The 22,099-nt window shown below is 68.0% G+C and carries 22 protein-coding genes; 5 read left to right on the top strand and 17 right to left on the bottom strand.

Annotation, left to right across the window (positions count from 1 at the left end):
• Positions 1 to 29 precede the first annotated feature (29 nt).
• The gene (gene pdxY, locus EVU97_RS12970; RefSeq protein ID WP_129666392.1) at positions 30 to 878 is read right to left on the bottom strand and encodes a pyridoxal kinase PdxY; all 849 of its coding nucleotides are present in this window, start codon (positions 876 to 878) and stop codon (positions 30 to 32) included.
• Positions 879 to 1,892: 1,014 nt separating this feature from the next.
• On the opposite strand from pdxY, the gene EVU97_RS12965 reads away from it, so the two are divergent.
• Together EVU97_RS12965 and lepB are read left to right on the top strand one after the other, a co-directional pair.
• The gene (locus tag EVU97_RS12965; protein WP_129666390.1) at positions 1,893 to 2,210 is read left to right on the top strand and encodes a rhodanese-like domain-containing protein; all 318 of its coding nucleotides are present in this window, start codon (positions 1,893 to 1,895) and stop codon (positions 2,208 to 2,210) included.
• A gap of 123 nt (positions 2,211 to 2,333) precedes the next feature.
• Positions 2,334 to 2,999, top strand: coding sequence for a signal peptidase I (gene lepB, locus EVU97_RS12960; protein ID WP_129666388.1), 666 nt, complete (start codon positions 2,334 to 2,336; stop codon positions 2,997 to 2,999).
• Positions 3,000 to 3,129: 130 nt separating this feature from the next.
• Here lepB and EVU97_RS12955 read toward each other — a convergent pair whose 3' ends face one another.
• The 3 genes from EVU97_RS12955 to EVU97_RS12945 all read right to left on the bottom strand — a co-directional run bounded on the left by EVU97_RS12955 (position 3,130) and on the right by EVU97_RS12945 (position 6,105).
• A complete protein-coding gene (locus tag EVU97_RS12955; protein ID WP_129666386.1) occupies positions 3,130 to 4,026 on the bottom strand; it encodes a M15 family metallopeptidase in 897 nt (298 codons plus the stop codon).
• 98 nt (positions 4,027 to 4,124) lie between these two features.
• On the bottom strand, positions 4,125 to 4,985 hold the full coding sequence (locus tag EVU97_RS12950) for an Fpg/Nei family DNA glycosylase (RefSeq protein ID WP_047310784.1): 861 nt from the start codon (positions 4,983 to 4,985) through the stop codon (positions 4,125 to 4,127).
• Positions 4,978 to 6,105: an App1 family protein gene (locus EVU97_RS12945; protein WP_047310785.1), complete on the bottom strand. Its 1,128-nt coding sequence runs from the start codon at positions 6,103 to 6,105 to the stop codon at positions 4,978 to 4,980. Before EVU97_RS12945 ends, EVU97_RS12950 begins: the two co-directional genes overlap by 8 nt.
• A 145-nt stretch (positions 6,106 to 6,250) precedes the next feature.
• Here EVU97_RS12945 and ppk2 point away from each other — a divergent pair, with 145 nt between their 5' ends.
• Positions 6,251 to 7,276, top strand: a complete 1,026-nt coding sequence (gene ppk2 / locus EVU97_RS12940; protein ID WP_047310786.1) for a polyphosphate kinase 2 — start codon at positions 6,251 to 6,253, stop codon at positions 7,274 to 7,276.
• A gap of 85 nt (positions 7,277 to 7,361) precedes the next feature.
• Here ppk2 and EVU97_RS12935 read toward each other — a convergent pair whose 3' ends face one another.
• From EVU97_RS12935 to ahpC, 9 genes are all read right to left on the bottom strand, one after another.
• A complete protein-coding gene (locus tag EVU97_RS12935; RefSeq protein WP_052946913.1) occupies positions 7,362 to 7,799 on the bottom strand; it encodes a MarR family winged helix-turn-helix transcriptional regulator in 438 nt (145 codons plus the stop codon).
• A 76-nt stretch (positions 7,800 to 7,875) separates the two neighbouring features.
• Positions 7,876 to 9,354, bottom strand: a complete 1,479-nt coding sequence (locus tag EVU97_RS12930) for a long-chain fatty acid--CoA ligase (RefSeq protein ID WP_129666384.1) — start codon at positions 9,352 to 9,354, stop codon at positions 7,876 to 7,878.
• An 81-nt stretch (positions 9,355 to 9,435) separates the two neighbouring features.
• On the bottom strand, positions 9,436 to 10,287 hold the full coding sequence (locus tag EVU97_RS12925) for a CPBP family intramembrane glutamic endopeptidase (protein ID WP_370448538.1): 852 nt from the start codon (positions 10,285 to 10,287) through the stop codon (positions 9,436 to 9,438).
• 49 nt (positions 10,288 to 10,336) lie between these two features.
• The gene (locus EVU97_RS15035) at positions 10,337 to 10,501 is read right to left on the bottom strand and encodes a hypothetical protein (RefSeq protein ID WP_156170145.1); all 165 of its coding nucleotides are present in this window, start codon (positions 10,499 to 10,501) and stop codon (positions 10,337 to 10,339) included.
• Positions 10,502 to 10,547: 46 nt separating this feature from the next.
• A complete protein-coding gene (locus EVU97_RS12920) occupies positions 10,548 to 12,026 on the bottom strand; it encodes an amidase (RefSeq protein ID WP_129666380.1) in 1,479 nt (492 codons plus the stop codon).
• Positions 12,027 to 12,139: 113 nt separating this feature from the next.
• A complete protein-coding gene (locus EVU97_RS12915; RefSeq protein ID WP_129666378.1) occupies positions 12,140 to 13,600 on the bottom strand; it encodes an NAD(P)/FAD-dependent oxidoreductase in 1,461 nt (486 codons plus the stop codon).
• Between the two features lie 29 nt (positions 13,601 to 13,629).
• A complete protein-coding gene (locus tag EVU97_RS12910) occupies positions 13,630 to 14,511 on the bottom strand; it encodes a hypothetical protein (RefSeq protein WP_129666377.1) in 882 nt (293 codons plus the stop codon).
• Positions 14,512 to 14,723: 212 nt separating this feature from the next.
• Positions 14,724 to 16,274 (bottom strand): alkyl hydroperoxide reductase subunit F, encoded by a 1,551-nt coding sequence (gene ahpF, locus EVU97_RS12905; RefSeq protein ID WP_129666375.1) that lies wholly within the window; start codon positions 16,272 to 16,274, stop codon positions 14,724 to 14,726.
• A 267-nt stretch (positions 16,275 to 16,541) separates the two neighbouring features.
• Positions 16,542 to 17,105 (bottom strand): alkyl hydroperoxide reductase subunit C, encoded by a 564-nt coding sequence (gene ahpC / locus EVU97_RS12900; RefSeq protein WP_047311193.1) that lies wholly within the window; start codon positions 17,103 to 17,105, stop codon positions 16,542 to 16,544.
• 269 nt (positions 17,106 to 17,374) lie between these two features.
• On the opposite strand from ahpC, the gene EVU97_RS12895 reads away from it, so the two are divergent.
• Positions 17,375 to 17,749: a VOC family protein gene (locus tag EVU97_RS12895; RefSeq protein WP_129666373.1), complete on the top strand. Its 375-nt coding sequence runs from the start codon at positions 17,375 to 17,377 to the stop codon at positions 17,747 to 17,749.
• A 130-nt stretch (positions 17,750 to 17,879) separates the two neighbouring features.
• Here the strand turns inward: EVU97_RS12895 and EVU97_RS12890 are convergent, their stop codons facing one another.
• Positions 17,880 to 18,404 carry a LysR substrate-binding domain-containing protein gene (locus tag EVU97_RS12890; RefSeq protein ID WP_165357968.1) on the bottom strand — a complete coding sequence of 175 codons (525 nt, stop codon included), beginning with the start codon at positions 18,402 to 18,404 and terminating at the stop codon, positions 17,880 to 17,882.
• Between the two features lie 77 nt (positions 18,405 to 18,481).
• Here EVU97_RS12890 and EVU97_RS12885 point away from each other — a divergent pair, with 77 nt between their 5' ends.
• Complete coding sequence (locus EVU97_RS12885) at positions 18,482 to 18,778, top strand: hypothetical protein (RefSeq protein ID WP_205744919.1); 297 nt, start codon at positions 18,482 to 18,484, stop codon at positions 18,776 to 18,778.
• Between the two features lie 113 nt (positions 18,779 to 18,891).
• On the opposite strand, the gene EVU97_RS12880 is transcribed toward EVU97_RS12885, so the two are convergent.
• The 3 genes from EVU97_RS12880 to EVU97_RS12870 form a co-directional block, all read right to left on the bottom strand.
• Positions 18,892 to 19,914 (bottom strand): metallophosphoesterase, encoded by a 1,023-nt coding sequence (locus EVU97_RS12880; protein WP_129666369.1) that lies wholly within the window; start codon positions 19,912 to 19,914, stop codon positions 18,892 to 18,894.
• Positions 19,915 to 20,117: 203 nt separating this feature from the next.
• On the bottom strand, positions 20,118 to 21,059 hold the full coding sequence (locus EVU97_RS12875; protein WP_129666367.1) for an ABC transporter permease: 942 nt from the start codon (positions 21,057 to 21,059) through the stop codon (positions 20,118 to 20,120).
• Positions 21,056 to 21,949 carry an ABC transporter ATP-binding protein gene (locus tag EVU97_RS12870; protein WP_047310794.1) on the bottom strand — a complete coding sequence of 298 codons (894 nt, stop codon included), beginning with the start codon at positions 21,947 to 21,949 and terminating at the stop codon, positions 21,056 to 21,058. The genes EVU97_RS12875 and EVU97_RS12870 overlap by 4 nt, the downstream gene beginning before the upstream one ends.
• Positions 21,950 to 22,099: the final 150 nt, after the last annotated feature.

Raw genomic sequence — 22,099 nt, 5'->3', positions numbered from 1 at the left:
GTCACATAGCGCGCGCAACGTCTACAGAATCAGCGCAACCGGGTGACTTCGAACTCGCTCGCGGGGTGCGCGATGGCCTCCTGCGCCTCGATGAGGAGGATCTCGCCCGAGCCTGCGGCGTGCGTGCGCTCCATGACGTCGTAGATCGACGACGCCGTGGCCACGAGTGCCTCGGCCGGCGTGGACGTCATGTCGCGCGCGAGGAAGATGGCGGCCGTCGCGTCGCCGGAGCCCGAGACGTACATGGGCAGCAGCGGCGTCGTGACGATCCAGGCACCCTCGGCGTCGACGACGGCCATCTGGACGGAGTCGGCCGGCGTCTCGTCGGTCTGCACCGACGTCACGAGGACGACCTGCGGCCCCTTGGCACGCAACGCGTCGGCGGCGGCGAGCAGGTCGGCGACGCTCGAGACGCTCTGACCGACGAGGAACTCGAGCTCGAACTGATTGGGCGTCAGGATGTCTGCGGCCGGCACGACGACGTCGCGCATGAACTCCGGGATGCCCTCGCGCACGTAGAAGCCCCGGCCGACGTCACCCATGACGGGGTCGGCGCAGTAGAGGGCCTTCGGGTTGGCGGCCTTGACGCGGGCAACGGCGTCGAGGATGACCTCGCCGACCTTCTCGCCACCCTGGTAGCCCGAGAGCACCGCGTCGCAGCGGTCGAGGACGCCGCGCTCCTCGATGCCGGTGATGACGTCGCGCACCGTCTCCGGTTCGAACACCGGGCCGCGCCACTCGCCGTACCCCGTGTGGTTGGAGAAGTGCACCGTGTACACCGGCCACACCTCGTGCCCGAGTCGCTGCAGCGGGAAGACTGCGGACGAGTTTCCGGCATGGCCGTAGGCCACCGACGACTGAATCGACAGGATGTTCACGTCCGCCACCCTAAATCGGAAGCCGTTCGTCGACGACGCGCCAGGGTGCTCAGGCAGTAATCAGCCACGACCGGATGGTGCCACCTTCAAACCAGCACCACAAACTATGAGACGAGTGGAGGGCCGCGCCCCGGGCCACCTTGGTCATCAACAGCTGGCAATCGTCCGGACGAGCGCAAAGCGGCAGTGGCCACCCAGAGGCGGGTCGCGCGTGAGAACCGGAACTACACGTGGCCGCGAACTTTTGCGCGCACTACTTCGCAGAGCCCTCTCTCACGAACCGACGAAACAAACTGAACGCAGAGGTCACAGGCCGAAGAATCCCAACCGCGACCCTCTTGATTCGCGCAACAAACTTCTTACTTTCCATCTCTTCTTGACGCTGCGCACAGTAGATTGGAATTTTTACCTTGATCGCCTCAGTGCACCGCTCTTCTGCGGGCCGAGAAATTGACTTGGTAAATAGGTCGCCCACCCAGAGCGCTGCCACCAGACATACCAGTCCAACAAACACTCCCCACTGCGGGAGCGCACTTTCGACCTCGGAAGCGAAGACCAAGGTGGCCCCCAGCAGTAGCACCATCCAAGCAGCCGATCGCTTAGAACGATCCTCGAACTTGACTTTCACATCTTCAGGTATCCATGCGAGCCTATCTGGGTTTTTGTACACCCCCTAGGGAAAAACATTGTGCCTTTGGGAATTGCTTGATCAACCATCTCTGGCGCAATCTTTTTCGACACCCTCTGCCATGCCCAGATCTCAGCCACATCCAATTGACTCTGCATAGCAGTCGCCACCATGACTATGAACGCACCCAAGACTCCCACGACTCGCCATCCCTTCACGTTTTCTGAGCCCACTTCCTCAACGCAACCAAGGTATCTGTAGAAGTCCACTTAGTTGGCAAGAAGTTTGCCTCACACGAAGAAGACCTCCACCATCGCTCCCAGGGCGTGAATTCTGCGCAGCGGTCGCCCCTGCCGATGACGGCGCGAACATGGCAGGGTGGAGGCATGAACACGGTTAACCCCAAGGACATCGCTGACGACGCCGTCGTTCTCGACGTGCGCGAGCAGGACGAGTACGACGCCGGTCACGCGCCGCGCGCCATCCACATCCCCCTCGGTGACCTGCCGAACCGCCTGAACGAGCTGCCCGAGGTGGACGGCGACCTCCCGGTCGTGTGCCGCAGTGGCGCGCGCAGCGGCCGCGCCGTCGAGTGGCTCACCGGCCAGGGCCGCGCCGTCGCCAATGTCGAGGGCGGCATGAAGCAGTGGAACGCCGAGGGCAAGACGATCGTCTCCGACTCGGGCGACGCAGCCATCATCTGAGCCCGTACCACCCCGAGCGGCGGCAACCTGACGAAGGTTGCCGCCCCTTCGCGTCTCTCGGACGGTTGGGCAGATCGCCCGACGTCCACGGAACGCACAGGCCGACCCGTCATACTTGCCCGTATGGAAGGCAAAGCAAAGCTCTGGCGCGATCGCGTCATTCTCGTCGCGGTCGTGTGGGCCGTCTGGGCACTGATCACGACGTTCCTCGTGCAGCCCTTCCGCATCCCGTCGGCGTCGATGGAGAACACCCTGCAGATCGGCGACCGCATTGTCGTCAACAAGATCACGCCGCGTTTCGGCGAGGTCAAGCGGGGAGACGTCGTCGTCTTCAAGGACCCGGGCGACTGGACGCAGCCCGTGCCGAGCGGAAACGCCGTGTTCGGCGCGATCCGCAAGGTCGCCGAGGTGACGCACCTGTCGGCGAGCGGCTCGCACCTCGTCAAGCGTGTCGTCGGCGTCGGTGGGGACAAGGTCTCGTGCGAGGGCCTGGGCAACAAGCTCAAGGTCAACGGTGTCGAGGTCGACGAGCCCTACCTGAAGTCCGGCGTGCAGCCGTGCGCCGAGAAGTTCTCCATCACGGTGCCCGACAACAAGGTCTGGGTCATGGGCGACAACCGCAGCGACTCCGCCGACAGCCGGTTCCACGACGACGGCACCGGCAAGCTCGGCAGCGTGCCGCTCTCCGACATCACTGGAAAGGGACTCGCGGTCGTCTGGCCGATCGGCAACGTCTCCGGTGGCCACAACGCGGAAGAGGCCTTCGCCAAGGTGCCTGCCGCCAAGTGAGCCCCGAGCGATGCCCCCTGTGCCGAAGGCGCGGGGGGCATCGTCAACCCTGCGGCCCCGAAACTCCGGCTCCACCCGCACACGACGATGCCGCCGCTCGGAATCGAGCGGCGGCGTTGTCGAAGGTCTGTCAGTAGCCGGGCGCGGCCGGCAGGTCGAAGAGCTCCTCGAGCGTCTTGATGTCGCGGCGCTCGTGGAGGAAGCGAGCGACGTCGTCACCGACGTAGCGCAGGTGCCACGGCTCGGCGCGGTAACCCGTCGTTTTCTCCTGGCCCTCCTGGTATCGCACGACGAAGCCGAACTCGTGCGCGTGGGCAGCCACCCACTTGCCCGTCGGGGTGTCCTTGAACGACTCCTCGAGCTCGTGCAGGGCGTCGGCGCCGCGCACGTCGATCGTCAGGCCGAGCTGGTGCTCGCTGTGGCCCGCGCGCGCCGAGTACGTGTCGGCGGCCTTGCGACCGTCACGACGTTCGTAGCGGGCGTAGAGGCTCTCCTGATACTCGAACGAGCGGTAGCCACTGACGGCCTCGAGGTCGACCTTGTCCTTCTTCGCCGCCTTGATCATGCGCTTGATGGGGTGCTGCAGGCGCGCATCGACGACAACCGCACCTGCGGTCGCGAGCTTCTTCGGCTTGTCCTTGTTCGTGAGAGCCACACGCTTGTTGACGACGCGCAGCTCGGACGCGCGCAGCGCCTCGACCCGAGTGTCGACGTCGATCGCGCGGCGCGTGTCGGCCACCTCGACGACGACGCGCGACCGTGCGTTCTTCGCCACCGCGAGGCCGAGCACGGCGATGTCCTTCACGGCCGTCTGACTGCGGCTCTCGGCTCCCTGCGAAGCCTTCAGGACCTCACCCGAGCCAACCCGCGCCACGACGGCGACGCGGTCGGGCGTCACGGGCAGGACGACGACGTGCGGTTCGTTCTCGTCGCTTCGTGCGGCCTGTGCCGTTCCGGCACCCAGCATCGCCAGAGTCAGGGCAGCACCGGATCCTGCGATCGCCTCGCGGCGAGTCAGGTCACTCATGGTGGCTTCTTTCGTTGTCGGCCCCTTCGCGGCCTCAACGGTATCGAGCCCCGAAGGCCGGTGTCACCTTGTCGTGCTGTGAAATCGTGTGATTCGGGTTATTTCAACAGCTTGCTCATGCGCCGGTCGGCGAGCGGTTTGCCGCCCGTCTGGCACGTCGCGCAGTACTGCAGCGAGCGGTCGGCGAACGACACCTCGCGGACGACGTCGCCGCACACCGGGCACGCCTCCCCTGTCCGGCCGTGCACCCGCATGCCGGCGCGCTTGGCGTCCTTGAGTTCCTTCGCAGGCTTGCCCGAGGCCGCCGCGACGGCGTCGGTGAGCGTTGTGCGCAGCGCCTCGTAGAGGGTGTGGACCTGCTCGGGCGTGAGCGCCGTCGTCATGGCGAACGGCGACAGCTTGGCGACGTGGAGCACCTCGTCGGAGTAGGCGTTGCCGACGCCGGCGATCTCCGACTGGTCGCGCAACAGCCCCTTGATCTGCATGCGTCGTTCGGCCACGAGGGCCGCGAACGCCTCCTCGGTGAACTCCTCGGACAGCGGGTCGATGCCGAGCTTCGCGACGCCGGGCACCTCCTGGACATCGCGCACGAGGTAGACGGCGAGGCGCTTCTGCGTACCCGCTTCGGTGAGGTCGAAGCCGGCCCCGTCGTCGAGGCGCACGCGCACGGCGATGGGCGACTTCCCGGGGCGCAGCGTCGTCGTCGGGAGGTTGTCCGACCAGCGCAGCCACCCCGCTCGCGAGAGGTGGAAGACGAAGTGCAGCCCCGAGGCCTCGATGTCGACGAACTTGCCGTGGCGGTGCACGGCGTCGACGACGAGCCCCTCGAACGCCTGCGGCGGAGGGTCGAACGTCTTGAGCACCGCGAACGACGCCAGTTCGACGCCGACGACGGCGCGTCCGACGAGTCGTTCGGTGAGGAATCCGACGAGGCCGCTCACCTCGGGCAGTTCAGGCATGACCGAGCACCTTCGAGACGTGTCCGTGCAGGACGAATCCGTTGGGACCTTCGAACCACGGCACCCCCGGCACGCGGCCGACGACGTCGTCCATCTGGAGCGGGTGACCGTGGCTGAGCACCTGCTGCGCCACCGTCAGCTGCCGGATCGCGACGCCCGCGACGTGATCGGGGTAGCTCAGCGCGAACTGCTCGTAGATCGACGGGTCGTGCTGGCCGTCGTCCCCGACGAGCAGCCATTCGATGTGCGGGAACTCGGCAGCCAGGCGCCGCAGCCAGCGCCGCTTGTGCGCCTGCCCCGAGCGGAACCAGGACGTCTCCGTCGGGCCCCAGTCGGTGAGCAGCAGTGTGCCGCGCGGGAATCCGTGCCGGCGCAGGAAGCGGGTGAGCACCGGCTGCGTGTTCCAGGCGCCGGTGGAGAGGTAGAAGACGGGCGCGTCCTCATGCTGCGCGAGGACCGAGCGGTAGAACGCTGCCATGCCCGGCACCTCACGGCGCACGGTCTCGCGGACGACGAACGTGTTCCACGCGGCGATGAGCGGGCGCGGAAGCGCCGTGATGAGGGCCGTGTCGTCGATGTCGCTCACGATGCCGAAGCGCACGTGCCCGCCGATGATCTGCACCGGAGCCACCGCGGTGACGCCGTCGCACTCGACGTGCGCGTCGTGCCATCCGTGACGCAGGCCGTGCCCGGTGACCTCGACCTCGAAGTAGCCGCCGCGATCGGTGAGGCCCGTCGCCGTGGCGTCCCCGAGCGTCACCGTGACCTCGCGTTCGGTCTCCGGCACGGAGAAGAACGCCTTGAAGCCGCGCCGGACGAGGGAGTCGTCGCTCGCCGTCGGCACCGACGGCTGCCCGTCCTTGCCGAGCACGACCCGACCGAGGACGCGCGCGATGCCGTCCTCGGGGATGCGTCGCTTCGGGCCGGACGAGGCGCGCCAGCGCGACGTCGACGGCTTCGGGGTGCGCTCCAACGGGTCGCGACCTTCGAGCGCGGGATCGACCGAGCCGTACCCGACGTAGGGAAAGACGCGCGTCGACCAGTCACGCCGCGAGAGAACGGACGCGGCGGAGCTGTTGAGCTTGTCCTCGACCCGTGAGGCGAAGTGGGGGCGCGCCATGGGCCCACTGTAGAACGCCGGTCCAACGACCCCCTCCACGACACGATGGGCCCAACGCGACGCGCAGGCGAACGGAAGGGGACCTACGTCCCAACGATGCCCCCGACCCCTTCCGGGAAGCGCCTCGAAGGCGGACAATAGTCACATGGGAAAGAAGTTCAAGACGCAGGACGAGACCTGGCAGCACAACTACCCGTACGACGTGAAGATGACACGCACGGAGTACGAGTACCTCAAGCGCCAGATGCAGATCGAGCTGCTCAAGATGCAGGCCTGGGTCAAGGAATCGGGCGAGAAGGTCGTCCTCATCTTCGAGGGGCGTGACGCCGCCGGAAAGGGTGGGTCGATCAAGCGGTTCAACGAGCACCTCAACCCCCGTGGTGCACGCACCGTCGCGCTCAACAAGCCCACCGAGGAAGAACTCGGTCAGTGGTACTTCCAGCGCTACGTCTCCCACCTGCCCACCAAGGGCGAGATCGTCTTCTTCGACCGCTCCTGGTACAACCGCGCCGGCGTCGAGCGCGTCATGGGCTACTGCACCGACGAACAGTACGACGAGTTCATGCGCACCGCGCCCGAGTTCGAGCGCATGCTCGTCGGCTCCGGCATCCACCTGCGCAAGCTGTGGTTCTCCGTCGGCAAGGCCGAGCAGCTCACGCGCTTCGAGAAGCGCCGCACCGACCCGGTGCGCCAGTGGAAGCTGTCGCCCACCGACCTCGCCTCCCTCGACAAGTGGGACGCCTACACCGAGGCGAAGGAGGCCATGTTCGAGCACACCGACACCGAGTGGGCTCCGTGGACCGTCATCAAGAGCAACGACAAGAAGCGCGCCCGTGTCGAGGTGATGCGCTACGTGCTCGACTCGCTCGACTACCCGGGCAAGAACACGGACTTCATCCACGAGCCCGACCCGCTCATCGTCGGTTCGGCCAAGCAGATCCTCGACGAGGGTGAGGGCGGCTTCCAGCACGGCTACCCCGACCGGTCGAACGGCGGCAAGAAGCCGAAGCCCGGTATGGCGCCGAAGTCGAAGTCGGCCAAGGCCGCGCGTGAGAAGGCGGAGAAGGCTGTCCGCGAGGCTGCCGTGAGCGCCGAGAAGGCGGCCAAGGCGACGGCGGCTGCCGACAAGGCTGCGGACGACGAGGCGTCGTCCCAGGGCGACAAGAGCTGACGCTCGCTGCCACAGAAACGCGGATCGGCCGCGGGCTACGTGCCCGCGGCCGATCCGCGTCGTGGTGCTGTGATGCGTGACGGTGTCAGCGCCGTCCGTTGCTGTTGCGCTGTGCTGTGAGGCCACGGTCGAGGATGTCGAGGGCCGCGTCGAGGGTTTCCAGCTCGTCCTCGGTGAACCCCTCGAGCAGCGGGACGACGACCTCCGCACGCGCTGCGCGCGCTTCCATGAGCACCTCGCGGCCCGCCTCCGTCATCGACACGAGCGTGGCGCGCGCGTCACGCGTGTCGGCGGTGCGCGAGACGAGGCCGAGTGCCTCGAGGCGCTGCACCTGCGTCGTCATCGTCGGCTGTGAGGAGTTGTCCGCAACGGCCAAATCACCGATGCGGGACGGGCCGAGATCGTTCATCAGGGAGAGCAGACGCAGCTGGGCCGCCGGCGCAGGCAGTTGGGCGCGGCGAGTGGCCCACCGGTTGAGTCGGGCCACGATGAGGAGGAGATGGTCGCCACGCGAACTGGTCATGCCGTCCATGATAGTTCGCACGCGAACGCCACCGCAGGGCTCTTCGAGAGTCCGACGGTGGCGTTCGCGTGGAGGGTCAGCTGCGCAGTTCGCGCTTGAGGATCTTGCCGGTGGCGCCCTTCGGCAGCGCGTCGATGAACGTGACGGTGCGCGGGTACTTGTAGGCGGCGACGCGGGCCTTCGCGAATTCCTTGACGTCGTCCTCGGAGAGCGACGAGCCCGGCGTGCGCACGACGAAGGCTGCGATCTCCTCGCCGTAGTGCTCGTCGGGCACACCGACGACGGCAACCTCGGCGATCTCCTCGTTCTCGTAGAGCGCTTCCTCGACCTCGCGCGGGTACACGTTGTACCCGCCGCGGATGATCATGTCCTTGGCGCGGTCGACGATGAAGAAGTAGCCGTCCTCGTCCTGGTGGGCGAGGTCACCGCTGAAGAACCAGCCGTCGCGGATGGCCTCGGCCGTGGCGTCGGGGCGATTCCAGTAGCCCTTCATGAGCAGGTGGCCGCGAATGGCGATCTCGCCGACCTCACCCTGGGCAACGGGCTTGCCGTCGCTGTCCGCGACGATCATCTCGACGCCTTCGATCGGCGTACCGATCGAACCGGGCTTGCGCTCTGCGTTCGGGTGGTTGAACGACGCGACGGGCGAGGTCTCGCTCAGGCCGTAGCCCTCGAGGACCGTCGCCTCGAAGCGCTGCTCGAACTTCTTGAGCACCTCGACGGGCATCGCCGAACCGCCCGAAGCGCAGGTGCGCAGCGACGACATGTCGTAGTCGTCACGGTTCGCGGCCGCGGCGAGCATCGCCTGATACATCGTGGGCACGCCCTGGAAGATAGTCACCTTGTCGCGGCCGACGACGTCGAGCGCCTTGTTCGGGTCGAAGCGCGGGATGAGCGTGAGCGTGGCGCCCGTGGCGACGGAGGTGTTGAGGCCGCACGTGAGGCCGAAGACGTGGAACAGCGGCAGGCAGCCCATGATGACGTCGTCGGAGGTGATCGCCATGAGCGTGCGAGCCGAGACCTCCTGGTTGATGTCGAGCGAGCGGTGCGTGAGCTCGGCGCCCTTCGGGCGGCCGGTCGTGCCGGAGGTGTAGAGGATGACGGCGGTGTCGTCGTCGGCGCGGTCCACGACGTCCGGCGTCGGCTCGAGCGCACCGAGGACGCCCTGGAGCTGATCGGCACCGACCTCGACGTACTCGACGTTCTTGTTGGCCGCGCCCTTGGCCGATTCGCCGCCCATGCCGAAGACGAGCTTCACGCCCGCGTCCTCGAGGTAGTACTCGACCTCGCGCGCCATGAACAGCGGGTTCATCGGCACGAGGACGGCACCGGAACGCCACACGCCGTAGGCGATGACGGGGAAGGCGGGGACGTTCGCCAGGCTCAGCGCGACGCGGTCACCGGGCTCGATGCCGTGGTCGCGCAGGAAGGTGACGACGCGCTGCGTGGCGTCGTCGAGCTGCTGCCAGGTGAGGGTGAAGTCGTCGAGCCTGATGGCGGCCCCGTCGGGCAGCTTCTGCGCCGTGCGCACGAGGTTGTCAGCGAGGTTGGTCATGAACGTGAGCTTAGTCACTTCGCGCCGTATTGAGCAATGATCAATAGAGGTTCGTACCGTCTGTTCGCGGAGTGAAACGGGTCAGAGCCAGGAGACGTGTGGCTTGAGCAGCGCATACCCGACGAACGAGACGATGTCGAGGATCGTGTGGGCCACGACGAGCGGCATGACACGGCGCGTGCGGGTGTAGAGCCACCCGAAGATCAGGCCCATGACGACGTTGCCGACGAACCCGCCGATGCCTTGGTAGAGGTGGTACCCACCGCGGATGAGCGCACTGACCACGATGACCTTCGTGCGCCCCCACCCCGCCTGCGACCACCGCGTGAAGAGGTAGCCCACCATGACGACCTCTTCGAGCAGCGCGTTCTGCACAGCCGCGAGGACGAGGACGGGCACGACCCACCAGTGATCGGAGAGGCCCGACGCGACGACGGTCGTGTTGAGGCCCGCAGCACGGGCGCCGAGGTACAGCGCGAGGCCGGGCAAACCGATTACGGCGGCGAGCAGCGCGCCGAGCACCGCGTCGGGGCCTTTGCGCGTGCCGTCGAGGCCGATGAACCCCAGCGGGTTGCGCATCGAACGCCCGAGGAGGTGGGCGGCGAGCGCCGCCGGTACGAGGGCGAGCGCAATGCCGATGAACTGGCTGAGGGCGTCGAGCCACTCGAGCGACGAGCGGGACGCGTTGAGCGTGGAGGTTTTCGTGCTGAGCGACGTGCCGGCGGCGCGGGCCTCGAGCGCCTTGCGCAGCAGCGAGATGGTCGACCAGATGGCGCTTGCACCGAGGCTCACGAGGAGAACGAGCCAGGTCTCGGTGAGCACCTGACGTCGAGTGAGCGCCGCACGGGGACGCAGCGGTGGAACGGCCAGCACGGACCCGGGCCAACGAACGCCCCGGCCCTTCGTCTGTGCGAGCGAGTCGGGGGTCGTCACAGCAGCACTCTCGAGATCGCTTTCGAGAGTGCCGTCGGGGCGCGCGGGGTCAGCGTCCGTCGGACTCATCGCTCGCGGTGCGGCTCGTGTCGTCGGGAAGCTCGTCACCGTCGACGTCGGGGCCGACGCCCTCGTCGAAGTCGACGTCGCCGTCCTCGTCGAGCTGGTGGACGGGCGCTTCGTCGTACGGGTCGTTGTCGAAGTCGTCGCTCATGGCGTCATCCTTGCAGGCGCCCCCGACAGGGCGGGCCGGTGAGTCGTCAGACGGTGTCGAGGCGGCGGAACGGCTGCGCCTTCTCGACCTGCAGCGCGAGACGCAGCAGGGTGTTCTCACCGCCGCCTCGCCCGGACACCATGACGCCCACCGGGAGCCCGTCGGCCGTCGCGCCGAGCGGGAGGCTGATGGCGGGGGCGCCCGTCGCGTTGTGCAGCGGGGTGAAGCAGCAGTACTTGAGTACGCGCTCCATGTGCGTCTCGAAGTCGAGGTCACCCGCCAGGTGTCCGATCTCCGGCGTGATGTGCCCGAGCACCGGCGACAGGACGACGTCCGGACCCTTGGCCATCTGTCGGTCGTAAACCTTGCTGCTCGCCTGCAGGCGCGAGAGGAAGACGGGTGCGTGCGCGAGGCGACGCTTGCCGCGGCGTGCAAGCCCGAGCGTGAACGGGTCGAGCTTGCTCGCGTCGAAATCCTTGTGGAACAGGCGCTTTCCGCCCGCTGCCGTGTTGTACGCGAGGAAGGCCCAGTAGTCGAGGAAGTCCTCCTGGAAGCTCGCCGGGATGTTCGGCTCCCACTCCTCGACGTGGTGACCGAGCTCGCCGAGCAGCTTCGCGGCGCCCTCGACGGCAGCGCGCGTGTCGGCGTCCGACGGCGGCGCGAAGGGGCTGTCGACCATCACGCCCACGCGCAGCGGAGCCTCCAGCTCGGGGTTCGCGCTGACGTCGATGGCAGGCAGCTTGCGGTTGCGGCGCACCCGCTCGGCCTCCTCGAAGAAGGTCACCGTGTCGCGCACTGTGCGGGTGAGAACCGAGTCGGCGACGATCTTGACCGGCATGGACGCCGCGCTTTCGCCGAGCACGAGGCGTCGTCGCGTCGGCTTGAGACCGACGAGGCCACAGGCCGCGGCAGGAATGCGGATGGAGCCACCACCGTCGTTGCCGTGCGCGATCGGCAGGGCACCCGACGCGACGAGGGCCGCGGCGCCACCGGACGAACCGCCCGAGGAGCGGCTCGTGTCCCACGGGTTGCGGGTGACGTCGTCGCCCGGACGCTCCGTCGTCGCCGTCCAGCCGAAGGGGGGCATCGTCGTCGTGCCGATCGGCACGAGTCCGGTGGCGAGCATCTGCGTGGCGATCTTGCCGCTGCGGCGGTTGCTCACGCGCGGCATGGCCTGTGAGCCCTGCGTCATGGGCACGCCCGCGACGACGATGTTGTCCTTGAACGCGCTCGGCACGCCGCGCAGACCTGCGCCGTGCTTGTCGTGAACGCCGCCGCTCAGGCCGGAGTCGATGCGGCCGGCGCGCTGACGGGCCCGCTTCGCGTCGAGGAACTCGAGGGCGTTGAGGACGCCGTCGACCTTTTCGACACGTGCCAACGCGGCTTCGACAGCTTCGCTCGCGCTCACCTCGCCGGCCGCGATGGCGGCGGCCAGCCCCGTGGCGTCGTGCGTCCCGAGCGCGTCGTCACCGAACGCGTGCACGCGCTTCGCCGTCGTCTTGCTCGTGTCTGCCTGCGTCGTCATCGTCGTCCCCTTGCACAGAGTCGGCTGGTGGTCGCGGTAGCCCGAGTGGGCCGCCCAAGAACCCCAGTCTCGCGCGTCGAGGCGCCTCGGGTGGGCGCTTCGGGCAAGGAAAGCTACTTTCGCGTAACTGACGGCGCGAGGGACGGCGCCTCGACGCCGTGGTCGGCGAGCAGTGTGCGCGCGGCATGCCAGCCGCTCATGCCGTGAACGGCCGGGCCGGGCGCCGTCGCGCCGGAGCCGAGATAGACGCCGTCGAGCGGGGTACGCCAGGGCGCGGTCGACACCACGGGTCGCTTCACCATCTGCGCGACGCTCACCGCGCCGCCCGCGAAATCGCCCCCGGCGAAGTTGGGGCTCACCGCCTCGGCGAAGTCGGTGGCCCGCGTCGCGACGCTCGCGAGGACGAGGTCGGAGAAGCCCGGCGCGTACTCCTCGACGGCGCGTGTGACGAGGTCGGTGGCGTCGAGATTGCTGTCGTGAGGCACGTGGAGGTAGGCCCAGAACGTCGCCTTTCCCTCCGGTGCTCGGGTGGGATCGACGACGCTCGGCTGCACCGCAAGGACGTACGGACGCTCGGGCACCCAGCCGCGAGCGACCTGCCGTTCGGCTAGAGCGATCTCGGCGCGCGTTCCGCCGAGGTGGACTGTGGGCGCCTCGCCGAGACGGGCATCAGCCCACGGCACCGGCCCGGCGAGCGCGAAGTCGACCTTGCTCACACCGCGCCCGTGCCGGTAGCGGCGCAGGGCCCGCGCGTACTTCGCGGGCAGGCGTTCTCCGGTGAGATCGAGGAAGGCGGGTACACCGACGTCGAGGACGCAGGCGTCGTACTCGTCGAGTTCGTCGAGGTCTGTCACCCCGCGATCGAGCACGATGCGTCCACCGTGCGCCTCGAGATCGGCCGCGAGAGCGTCGACGATGGCCTGTGAGCCGCCAACGGGAACGGGCCACCCGGCCGCGTGGGCCGTGGCAGCAAGGAGGAGCCCGCCGCCGGCGAGCGCCGGGCTGGGGTGTCGGCCGATGGCGTGAGCCGCGCAACCGGTGAGCATAGCGGGCGCGATCCCCTCCGCGAACCGGGCGTTCCAGGCGGGGGTGCCGGCCTCGGCGACGCGGGCGGCAAAGATCGTGGCGGCCACCGGGTCGCGCGGCACGCGAAGCAACGAGTTGAGCATGAGATCGACCGTTCCGGCGAGGTGGTCGACGACCGGCCCGAGGAAGGCTCGGTACGCGCCGCCGTCACGGCCGATCGCGTCGGCGGCCCGGTCGAGATCGCGGTACCCGAAGCCGCTACGGCCGTCGGGCAGCGGGTGGGCGAACGACATCTCCGGGACGGCGATGTCGATGCGGTCGGCGAGCCCGAAGGATTGGAAGAAGGGGCTTGCGAGCGCCATCGGGTGCACCGCGCTCGCGAGGTCGTGCCGAAACCCGGGGAGGGTGATTTCGCGGGTGGCGGCTCCCCCACCGAGCCAGGCGTTACGTTCCAGGACGTCGACGGCGAGGCCGGCGCGCGCGAGCGTCACGGCAGTGGCGAGGCCGTTGGGCCCCGACCCGACGACGGCGACCCGGCTGATGCTCATGGCGTCAGGATGTCAGGTCGCGAGGGTGTTCACCGACGGCGGATGATCTGGGTGGCGTCCGGGTCGTCGGGGTCGCTCGACTCCGGGGAGTACGGGCTCTCCGGGTCGAGATGGCGGCCGGTCGGCATCGCGCGGGTGCGTCCGTCGTCGTCGCGCAGACCTCCGCGTGACGGCCGTGGTTGCGTCGCGGTGTAGCCGTCGTCCTCGTACCAGCGGGTCGAGTTGGGGCGGTCGTCGAAGTCGGAGAACTCGTCGTAGCGCACGGCGTCGGGCTCACCGCCACCGAGCGGGAGGTCGGCCTGGGCGGCGGGCGTCGCTGCTGCGGGTTCGCCGTACAGCGCGGCGTCCTTGCGCTCGCGACGGGCGCGCGCCTTGCCACGGAAGAAGCGGTAGATGCCGACGAGGAGCGCGAGCGCCGCACCGATGAGCAGCCCGATGGCGAGACCCGTCCAGTTGTCGACGACGTCCTGGCTCGAACAGCTGCGCTTGAGCTCGGGGTAAAGATCCTGGATCGTCTCGATCCCCGGTGGGAGCGCGAGGAGGAACGCGATGCCGAGGAACTTGCGCCAGAATCCGTCGAGGAGCATGACGCCGACACCGGCGGGGAAAAGCAGCCAGACATTCGGCGGCCGGGAGCCGGAGCTGAACCAGTAGTCACGGGCGAGCGGGCGCCAGATCGACCAATCGCACCCCGCCGCCGGGATCCCGAAGTAGTCGTTCTTGACCGGGCTCAGCGTGACGACGGCCGCGACGACGAGGCACCACACGACGAGCGCGAAACCGACTCGGTCGGCGTGCGAGCGGCGTCGGGCGAAGAGGAAGAAGGACACCAGCGCGAGGAATGCTCCGACGACGATGGCCGGGCCCGTCCACGGCAGGGCCTTGAGGATGAGGCGGAACTGTTCGAGCATGCGTTACGCCTCCTGGCCGTGCGTGTCGGGATGTTCACCCGGTTCCCGGGAGACAGGCCACGGTAGCAACGACGCGTGACCTTCCCGTTATGCGGCGCGCGGGGTGGGCGTCATCAATCACGCACGAAGGGCCGAAGCCTTCCCTTCTTGTGCGCAAGCGGTGTGCTTGGGCACACGAGGGGAACGTTTCGACCCTTGTGGTGCGGGCTGCGTCAGACGCGGATGCTCGCGTCGAACGCGCCGAGCGCGGCCGTGGCGCCGGAACCCTCTGCGACGACGATCTGCTTGTAGGGCTCGGTCGTCGCGTCGCCGGCGGCGAAGATCGCCGGGTCGGAGGTGCCGCCGCGGGCGTCGACGACGATCTCCTTGCGCTCGTTGAGCTCGACGACGCCGTCGAGGAACTCGGTGTTCGGCAGGAGACCGATCTGGACGAAGACGCCTTCGACGTCGAGCTTCTTCGTCTCCCCGCTCTCGCGGTCGGTGTACTCAAGGCCGGTGACGGCCTTGCCGTCGCCGAGAACCTCGGTCGTCGCAGCGGACATGACGATGTCGACGTTCGGCAGCGACTTCAGCTTGCGCTGCAGCACCTCGTCGGCGCGCATGGTGTCGAGGAACTCGAGCACGGTGACGTGGCCGACGACGCCGGCGAGGTCGATGGCGGCCTCGACGCCGGAGTTACCGCCGCCGATGACGGCGACCTTCTTGCCCTTGAACAGGGGGCCGTCGCAGTGCGGGCAGAACGTGACGCCCTTGTTGCGGTACTCCTCTTCTCCGGGCACGTTCATGCGGCGCCAGCGGGCGCCGGTGGCGAGGATGAGCTGCTTGGCACGCAGGGTGGCGCCGGTCTCGGTCGTCACCTTCTTGAGGTCGCCGTCGTCCTCGATGCTGGCGACGCTCTGGCCCTTCATGACGTCGATCTCGTACTCGTGCAGGTGCTGGTCGAGCGCCGCGGCAAGCTTGGGGCCCTCGGTGTACGGCATCGAGATGAAGTTCTCGATGGCCATGGTGTCGAGCACCTGGCCGCCGATGCGGTCGGCGACGAGGCCGGTGGAGATGCCCTTGCGTGCGGTGTAGACCGAGGCCGCCACACCGGCGGGGCCACCGCCGACGACGAGGACGTCGAAGGCGTCCTTGGCGCTGAGCTTCTCGGCGGCCTTGGCGTCTGCGCCGGTGTCGAGCTTCGAGATGAAGTCCTGGATCGTCATGCGGCCCTGACCGAACACGTCGCCGTTGAGGTAGACCGTCGGCACGGCCTTGATGTCGCGCTCTTCGATCTCGTGCTGGAAGGCGCCGCCCTCGATGGCGATGTGGTGGATGTTCGGGTTGATGACGCTCATGGCGTTGAGCGCCTGCACGACGTCGGGGCAGTTCTGGCAGGAGAGCGACATGTACGTCTCGAAGCGGAACTCGCCTTCGATGTCGCGGATCTGCTGGGCCTGCTCGTCGCTGATCTTGACGGGGTGGCCGCCGACCTGGAGGAGTGCGAGCACGAGCGAGGTGAACTCGTGGCCGAGCGGCAGGCCCGCGAAGTGGACGCCGACATCGGTGTCGCGGCGCGCGATTTCGAAGGAGGGGCGGCGCTCGTTCTCGTCGGTGCGCGAGTAGGAGACGAGGTCGTGGAGTGCCTCGATCTCCTTGAGGAGCTCTTCGGTCTGCTTGGACTTGTCGGAGTCGTCGAGGCTGGCGCGCAGTTCGACGGGCTCGCGAAGGTTGCCGAGCAGCTGCTTGAGCTGGGCGGTCATGTTCTGGTCGAGGACGGCCATGGGGTGCCTCCTGGGAGTTGGACGGGCGTCGCTCGCACGTCACGACGTGAGGCGAGCGGGGAGTCGGGTCGGGAGTGGGAGTCGGCGAGAACCTGGGGGGCCTTCTCGCCGGCTTCCACCCGCGGCCCGGGGGACGGGGGTGGCGGCGGGCGCGGAAGGGGTGAACGCGCCCGTCGTCACCGGCTTGGGGTGCGCGATGAGCGAGCCGCGAGGCTGAGAGCCCGAACTTGCGAGGATTCAGCCCCGCGGCTCCGCGAATCGCAACGGTCAGATCTTGCCCACGAGGTCGAGCGAGGGGGCCAGCGTGTCTTCGCCCTCTTCCCACTTGGCGGGGCAGACCTCGCCCGGGTGGTTGCGGATGTACTGGGCGGCCTTGACCTTGCGGACGAGCTCGGCGGCGTTACGGCCGATGCCCTCGGAGGTGACCTCGGTGAACTGGATGACGCCGTCGGGGTCGACGAGGAAGGTGCCGCGGTTGGCGAGGCCCTCGTCTTCGCGCAGGATCTCGAAGTTGCGCGAGATCTGGAGCGTCGGGTCACCGATCATGGCGTAGTTGATCTTGCCGATCGTCTCGGACGAGCCGTGCCACGCCTTGTGCGTGAAGTGGGTGTCGGTGGAGACGGAGAAGACCTCGACGCCGAGCTTCTGCAGCTCGTCGTAGTAGTCGGCGAGGTCGCCGAGCTCGGTCGGGCAGACGAACGTGAAGTCGGCCGGGTAGAAGAAGAAGATGCTCCACTTGTCGGCGACGTCGGCCTCGGAAACCTCGACGAATTCGCCCTGCTTGAAAGCGGTGGCCTTGAACGGCTTGATGGTCGTGTTGATGAGCGACACGTCATGCTCCTTCGCGTTGGGGATCGGCGGCGAGCGTGGCGCCGCCGCAAGCATTCCTTAACTGGAATGACTCCACTTTAGCCTATCTGGTCGCCCTGTCCAACAGCGGGCCGCGTGAACATCGCGTGAACGACCCGCCCCCCTCGCGGCGCGCCCCGAGTTCTCAGGCCGACGGCTGTGTGCACATCTGCGATTCACGGTCACATTCGTTCGCGACGGCGTGGTCGAGTCGCGACCATCTCACCGTCCGACCGTGGCAACCTGGGGCCATGACGACCCACGAGCACACCCACCCACTTCGCGGCGTCATGATCTTTGCGCGAGACCCGGAGACGTCATGCCGGTGGTACGCCGAGCGCGTCTTGCGCGTGGAATCGACTGCCGTGCAGGTTGATTCGGGGTTCTGGTTCGTCGAGGTCGATGGTGCCGAGATCGGCTTCCACCCCGCCGACGTCGAGCGCAACCCGTTCGGTACCAGCGTCGTTGCCTACTTCGCGACGGACGGAGTCAGCACCCATCGCGAGGCGCTTCTCGATGCGGGAGCCGAGCATCATCGGGGGCCGCTCACGATCGGCGGCGGGCGCAGCATCTGCCAGCTCGTCGATCCGTTCGGCGGAGTCTTCGGCCTGGACGGCCCGCCCTGACGCCCAGCGCGTCCGAACATCGTCCGGAAACGCGTCAGGCACGACGCGTTCTCGGGCAATGAGCGCCGCACAACCGTTCACTGCAGGCCCTCACGATCGACGCGCCGTCGAGACACGGCTCAACCTTTCGTCACGCGATCCACGACAGGCCGAGCAGCGTCTGCACGACCTCCTCGACGGCGGCCGGGCGCGGCGGTGCGCCGTACGTCGCGCCGTGCAGTTCTCGGCCCGCACCGACAACGGAGTGCGTGACGACGCCTGGGTTGCGGTGGCCCGCGAGCGCGAGTGCAGACAGCAACGTCACCCCGAAACCCGCTGCCACGAGAGCTTGTACGGCGACGACGTCGTCACTGGCGAAGCCGATGTCGGGCTCGATTCCGACGGAGGCGCACAGGTCGAGCAGCCCTGTGCGCCAGCGCTCGCAGCCCGCGATCCACCGGTCGTCGGAGAACCTTCGCAGTTCTTCCGGCCGCAGGCCCGTCGCTTCCCGCTCGCCGGAGGCGCGCCCCTCCGCGATCGTGCCGCCAACCGAACGAGATGGTTCGACGAGGTGCAACGCGTCCCACCCGAGGTGCTCAACGGTGACGTCGTCATCGAAGTGCTGCCCGGAATAGGCGAACGTGATGGCGACGTCGACCTGCCCCGAGCGCAGCAACGCGGCGGCTTCCGGCGGTTCGACCTCGACGATGTGAGGCGGAAGTCTCCCAAGAGGCCAACACCCGCGTCAGCGGGTTGGCCACGGGATGCGCCTTCGCCACGCCGCAGAGCGTCCTGCGCGGCTCGCGCGGCACGGCAGGCAATGTCGGACTCGCCGCGTTCGAACTCGTGCCGGACGACGCCATCGACGACGCCGCGCACCTGCTCGCCACCCACGCCCACCTGCTCGCCGAGGGCGCCGCAGCTGCGTCACTCGCAGGGCTGCGTGCTCGTCAGAAGCGGGACGGGGAAGCGCAGGGCGGTTCGGTCGCCGTCGTCGTCACGGGTGGCAATGTCAGCACTGACGAGTGGAAGCGGCCCGCGAGCCGGTGACGCGTCCCTCGACGGAGCGCCCCAGGCCATGGGAGCGAAACACCCTCGGTGGGAGCGTTGCGACGCTCCCACCGAGGGTGTCCTGCTCCCGTCGGCGCAGATGCTCCCGTCGGTCAGCCGGCCTGCGTCCGGTAGGGGACGCGGCTCCACTCGAGGACTGCGGGTGAATCGGTCACACTCACCTTGAGCCAGCCCTTGTTGTTGTCCGAACCGTCCACCGTGATGCGGGTGAGGTTGTTCGCGCTGACCTTGACGCCGTAGAACGAGAGCCACCGCGAGCCGCTCGCCAGCGGCCGGTCGCTGGTGTAGACGTGCGAGTCCCCGTTGATGAGGTAGACGGGGCCATGGAACGCGTTCGACTGCTTGACGAGTTCGGCGACAAGTGGCGTGAACGCCGTGTTGTTCTCGTGCGGCACGTCGTACGTCGGGTCAAACATGTCCGCCTGGAGAGAGACCGCGACGGCGCGGGACTTGTGCTTCTTCGCGTCGGCGAACGTCGAGCGCAGCGCCGCCAGGTTGGTGTTCATCCGCGCCTTCTGCTCGGCAACCTGCGCCGGCGTCGCCGCCTTCTCGCCGATACCGGTCCACGGCGCGAGGTCGTCGTTCGACCCGACGACGTGCAGCGCGGCGAAGCTCACCTTCGCCTTGCGCCACGTCACGATCTCCGGGAAGGCGCGGTTGACGCCGTCGATGTGCTGGGGGCGCCCGTTCGTCGTGTTGTTCTTCGCGAAAAACGTGGAACGGACGGCAGAGAGGCGCTCCAAGGGGTTGTACGAGCCGTTGTTCGGGCGGTGGCAGTCGGTCCACTCGTTGTCGCCGGGGGTGTAGACGAGCGGGTCGCGGAAACGGTCGAACTGCTTCTTGATCGAGGCGAAGTAGCTGTCGTCGCAGCGCGTCGAGCCGTTCTTGATGTCGCCGACGTGCTGAACGAGTCGCACGTCGGGGTCGGCGTTGATCTCGTCGACCCACTTCGGGAACGCCTCGATCTGCGCCTGGCCGTAGGGGACGTCACCGATGACGGCGAAGGTGTAGCCCGCATGATGCTTCGCGCCGTCAGAGGCCGCAACCGCCTGAGTGGGAGCCATGCCTGCGAGGCAGGCGAGAGCAGCAAGGGCGGCCGGGGTGCGATGTTTCACGTGAATCCTCCAAGTCAAGGTGCGGGCAGCCCCTGCATCCCACGCCTCCGACCTGACGACGGCGAGTCGCCGGCCCGAACGGAACATGAACGACTCGGGCGATGGGAGCGAAACACCCTCGGTGGGAGCGCCGTGACGCTCCCACCGAGGGTGTTTTGCTCCCGTCGGCGACCGAGGCCCGCCGGACGGTCAGTCGACCTGGGTCAGGACGACTTCACCTCGCGCTTGTTGAGGCGGATGAATCCGATGACCATCGGAACCACGAGCCACAGCACGTGCGCGACGGCGAACTTCGCCCACCCTTCGTTCGACATCGTGCCGTTGTAGAGCGGCTGCGTCGTGAGGTTGAGGTCGATCCACTCGCCGACCTTGCGCATCGTCTCACCGAACGACGTCACGATGCTCACGAGGATCGGGATGAACAGGTACGAGCAGATCGCGGCCGGGGTGTTCTGGAACGCCAGACCGAACGCGATACCGATCGAGACGGCGATGAGCTGCGCGAGCACGTTGCCGCCCACCGAGCCCCACGACATCGACCAGTTGGCGTCGTGACCGAACACGGCCTGCGCGATGAAGGTCGTCAACGCGCCGATGGCGAAGGCGAACGCGATTGAGAGCGCACCGAACAGCAACCCCACGGCCCACTTCGCGAGGACGACACGGGAGCGTCGCGGCTCGAGCGTGAACGTGACGAGCGCCGTGCGCTGCGACCACTCACTCGTGACGGTGAGGATGCCCAGGATCGGCAGGAGGAAGCCCATCGGGATGCCTGCGGCGGCAACGAAGTTGCCGAACTCCGGCGACGTCCGACGCCCGTTCACCATCACGGCGACGGACGCGATGATGATGAGGACGCCCATGGCGATGAGGAGCCACTTGCCGGCGCGCGTGTCGATCATCTTGCGCATCTCGACGGCGAAGAGGCGCCCGAAGGAGACCGGGGACGTGCGTCCCTCGTCACCGAGTCGGCTTGGCAGGCGTGATTGGGTCGGAGCGCCGCTGCCCTGCTGGGGGGTGAACTGCGCGCCCTGAGGAGCCTTCTGGGGCACCTGCGCGCCCGGGCCGCCCGCCATAGCGGGCTGCTGCTGCGGCGGGTAGTGCCCTCCGCCCTGCGGCTGGTTCGGGTTCATGGGGGTGCTCATCGCGCAACCTCTCGGGAGTCGGCGGCGGTCAGGTTGAGGAACATCTCTTCGAGGCCGGAGCCGCCGGCCTGGCCGAGCTGGACGAGGACGATGCCGTTCGCGGCAGCGACCTTGCCCACCTCGATGGGTTCGGCCGGCGTGTGGATGCCGGTCTGCGTGCGCTGCACGGGAATGTTCGCGGCCTGCAGCGCGGAGGCGAGGGCAGCGTCGTCGGTGCTGTGGGCGTTGGTGCCCGCACCGCGCAGCAGCTCCTGCTTCGTGCCCTGACGCACGATGCGGCCGCGGCCGATCATGACGAGGTCGTCGGCGATCTGCTCGACCTCGTGGAGCAGGTGGCTCGACAGGAGCACGGTGCCGCCACGCTCGGCGTAGGAGCGCAGGAGGCCACGCATCCAGCGGATACCGGCCGGGTCGAGGCCGTTGGCCGGCTCGTCGAGGATGAGCACCTCGGGGTCACCGAGCAGCGCGTGCCCGATGCCGAGGCGCTGACGCATACCGAGCGAGTAGTCGCCCACGCGACGCTTCGCCTCCGGCGGCGTGAGGCCGACGACGTCGAGAATTTCGTCGACGCGGTCGGTGCCGAGGCCCATCGTCTTGGCGCCGAGCGTGAGCACCTCACGGCCGGTGCGTCCGGCGTGCTGAGCACTCGCGTCGAGCAGGACACCGACGTGGCGTCCCGGGTTCGTCAGTTCGTCGTACTTCTTTCCCAGGATGGTGGCGTGGCCGCTCGTGGGCGGCGTCAGCCCCGTCATCATGCGCATGCACGTCGACTTACCGGCACCGTTCGGGCCGAGGAAGCCGGTGACTCGGCCCGGCTCGGCCTTGAAGGTGACGTTGTCGACGGCCACGGTTCCCCCGTAGCTCTTGGTCAACGCCTCTACTGTGATCATGCTTCAAACCCTAGGCACCTGACGCTGCGTGAGCCCTGAGGGACATCCCCCATTTCGACCCTTCGCCGAAAATTCATCCTCAGGGTGGACACGGCGTCATCCTCAGGGTGGACATCCGTGGGGCCGGCGGGTCGTTCGAGGGTCGCAGCC

The sequence above is a fragment of the Dermacoccus sp. 147Ba genome (genome assembly GCF_004151355.1).
In the GTDB taxonomy this organism is placed as follows: Bacteria; Actinomycetota; Actinomycetes; order Actinomycetales; family Dermatophilaceae; genus Dermacoccus; species Dermacoccus abyssi.
The sequence above is the reverse complement of the archived record's forward strand: the minus strand, read 5'-3'. Positions and strand labels throughout refer to the sequence as shown.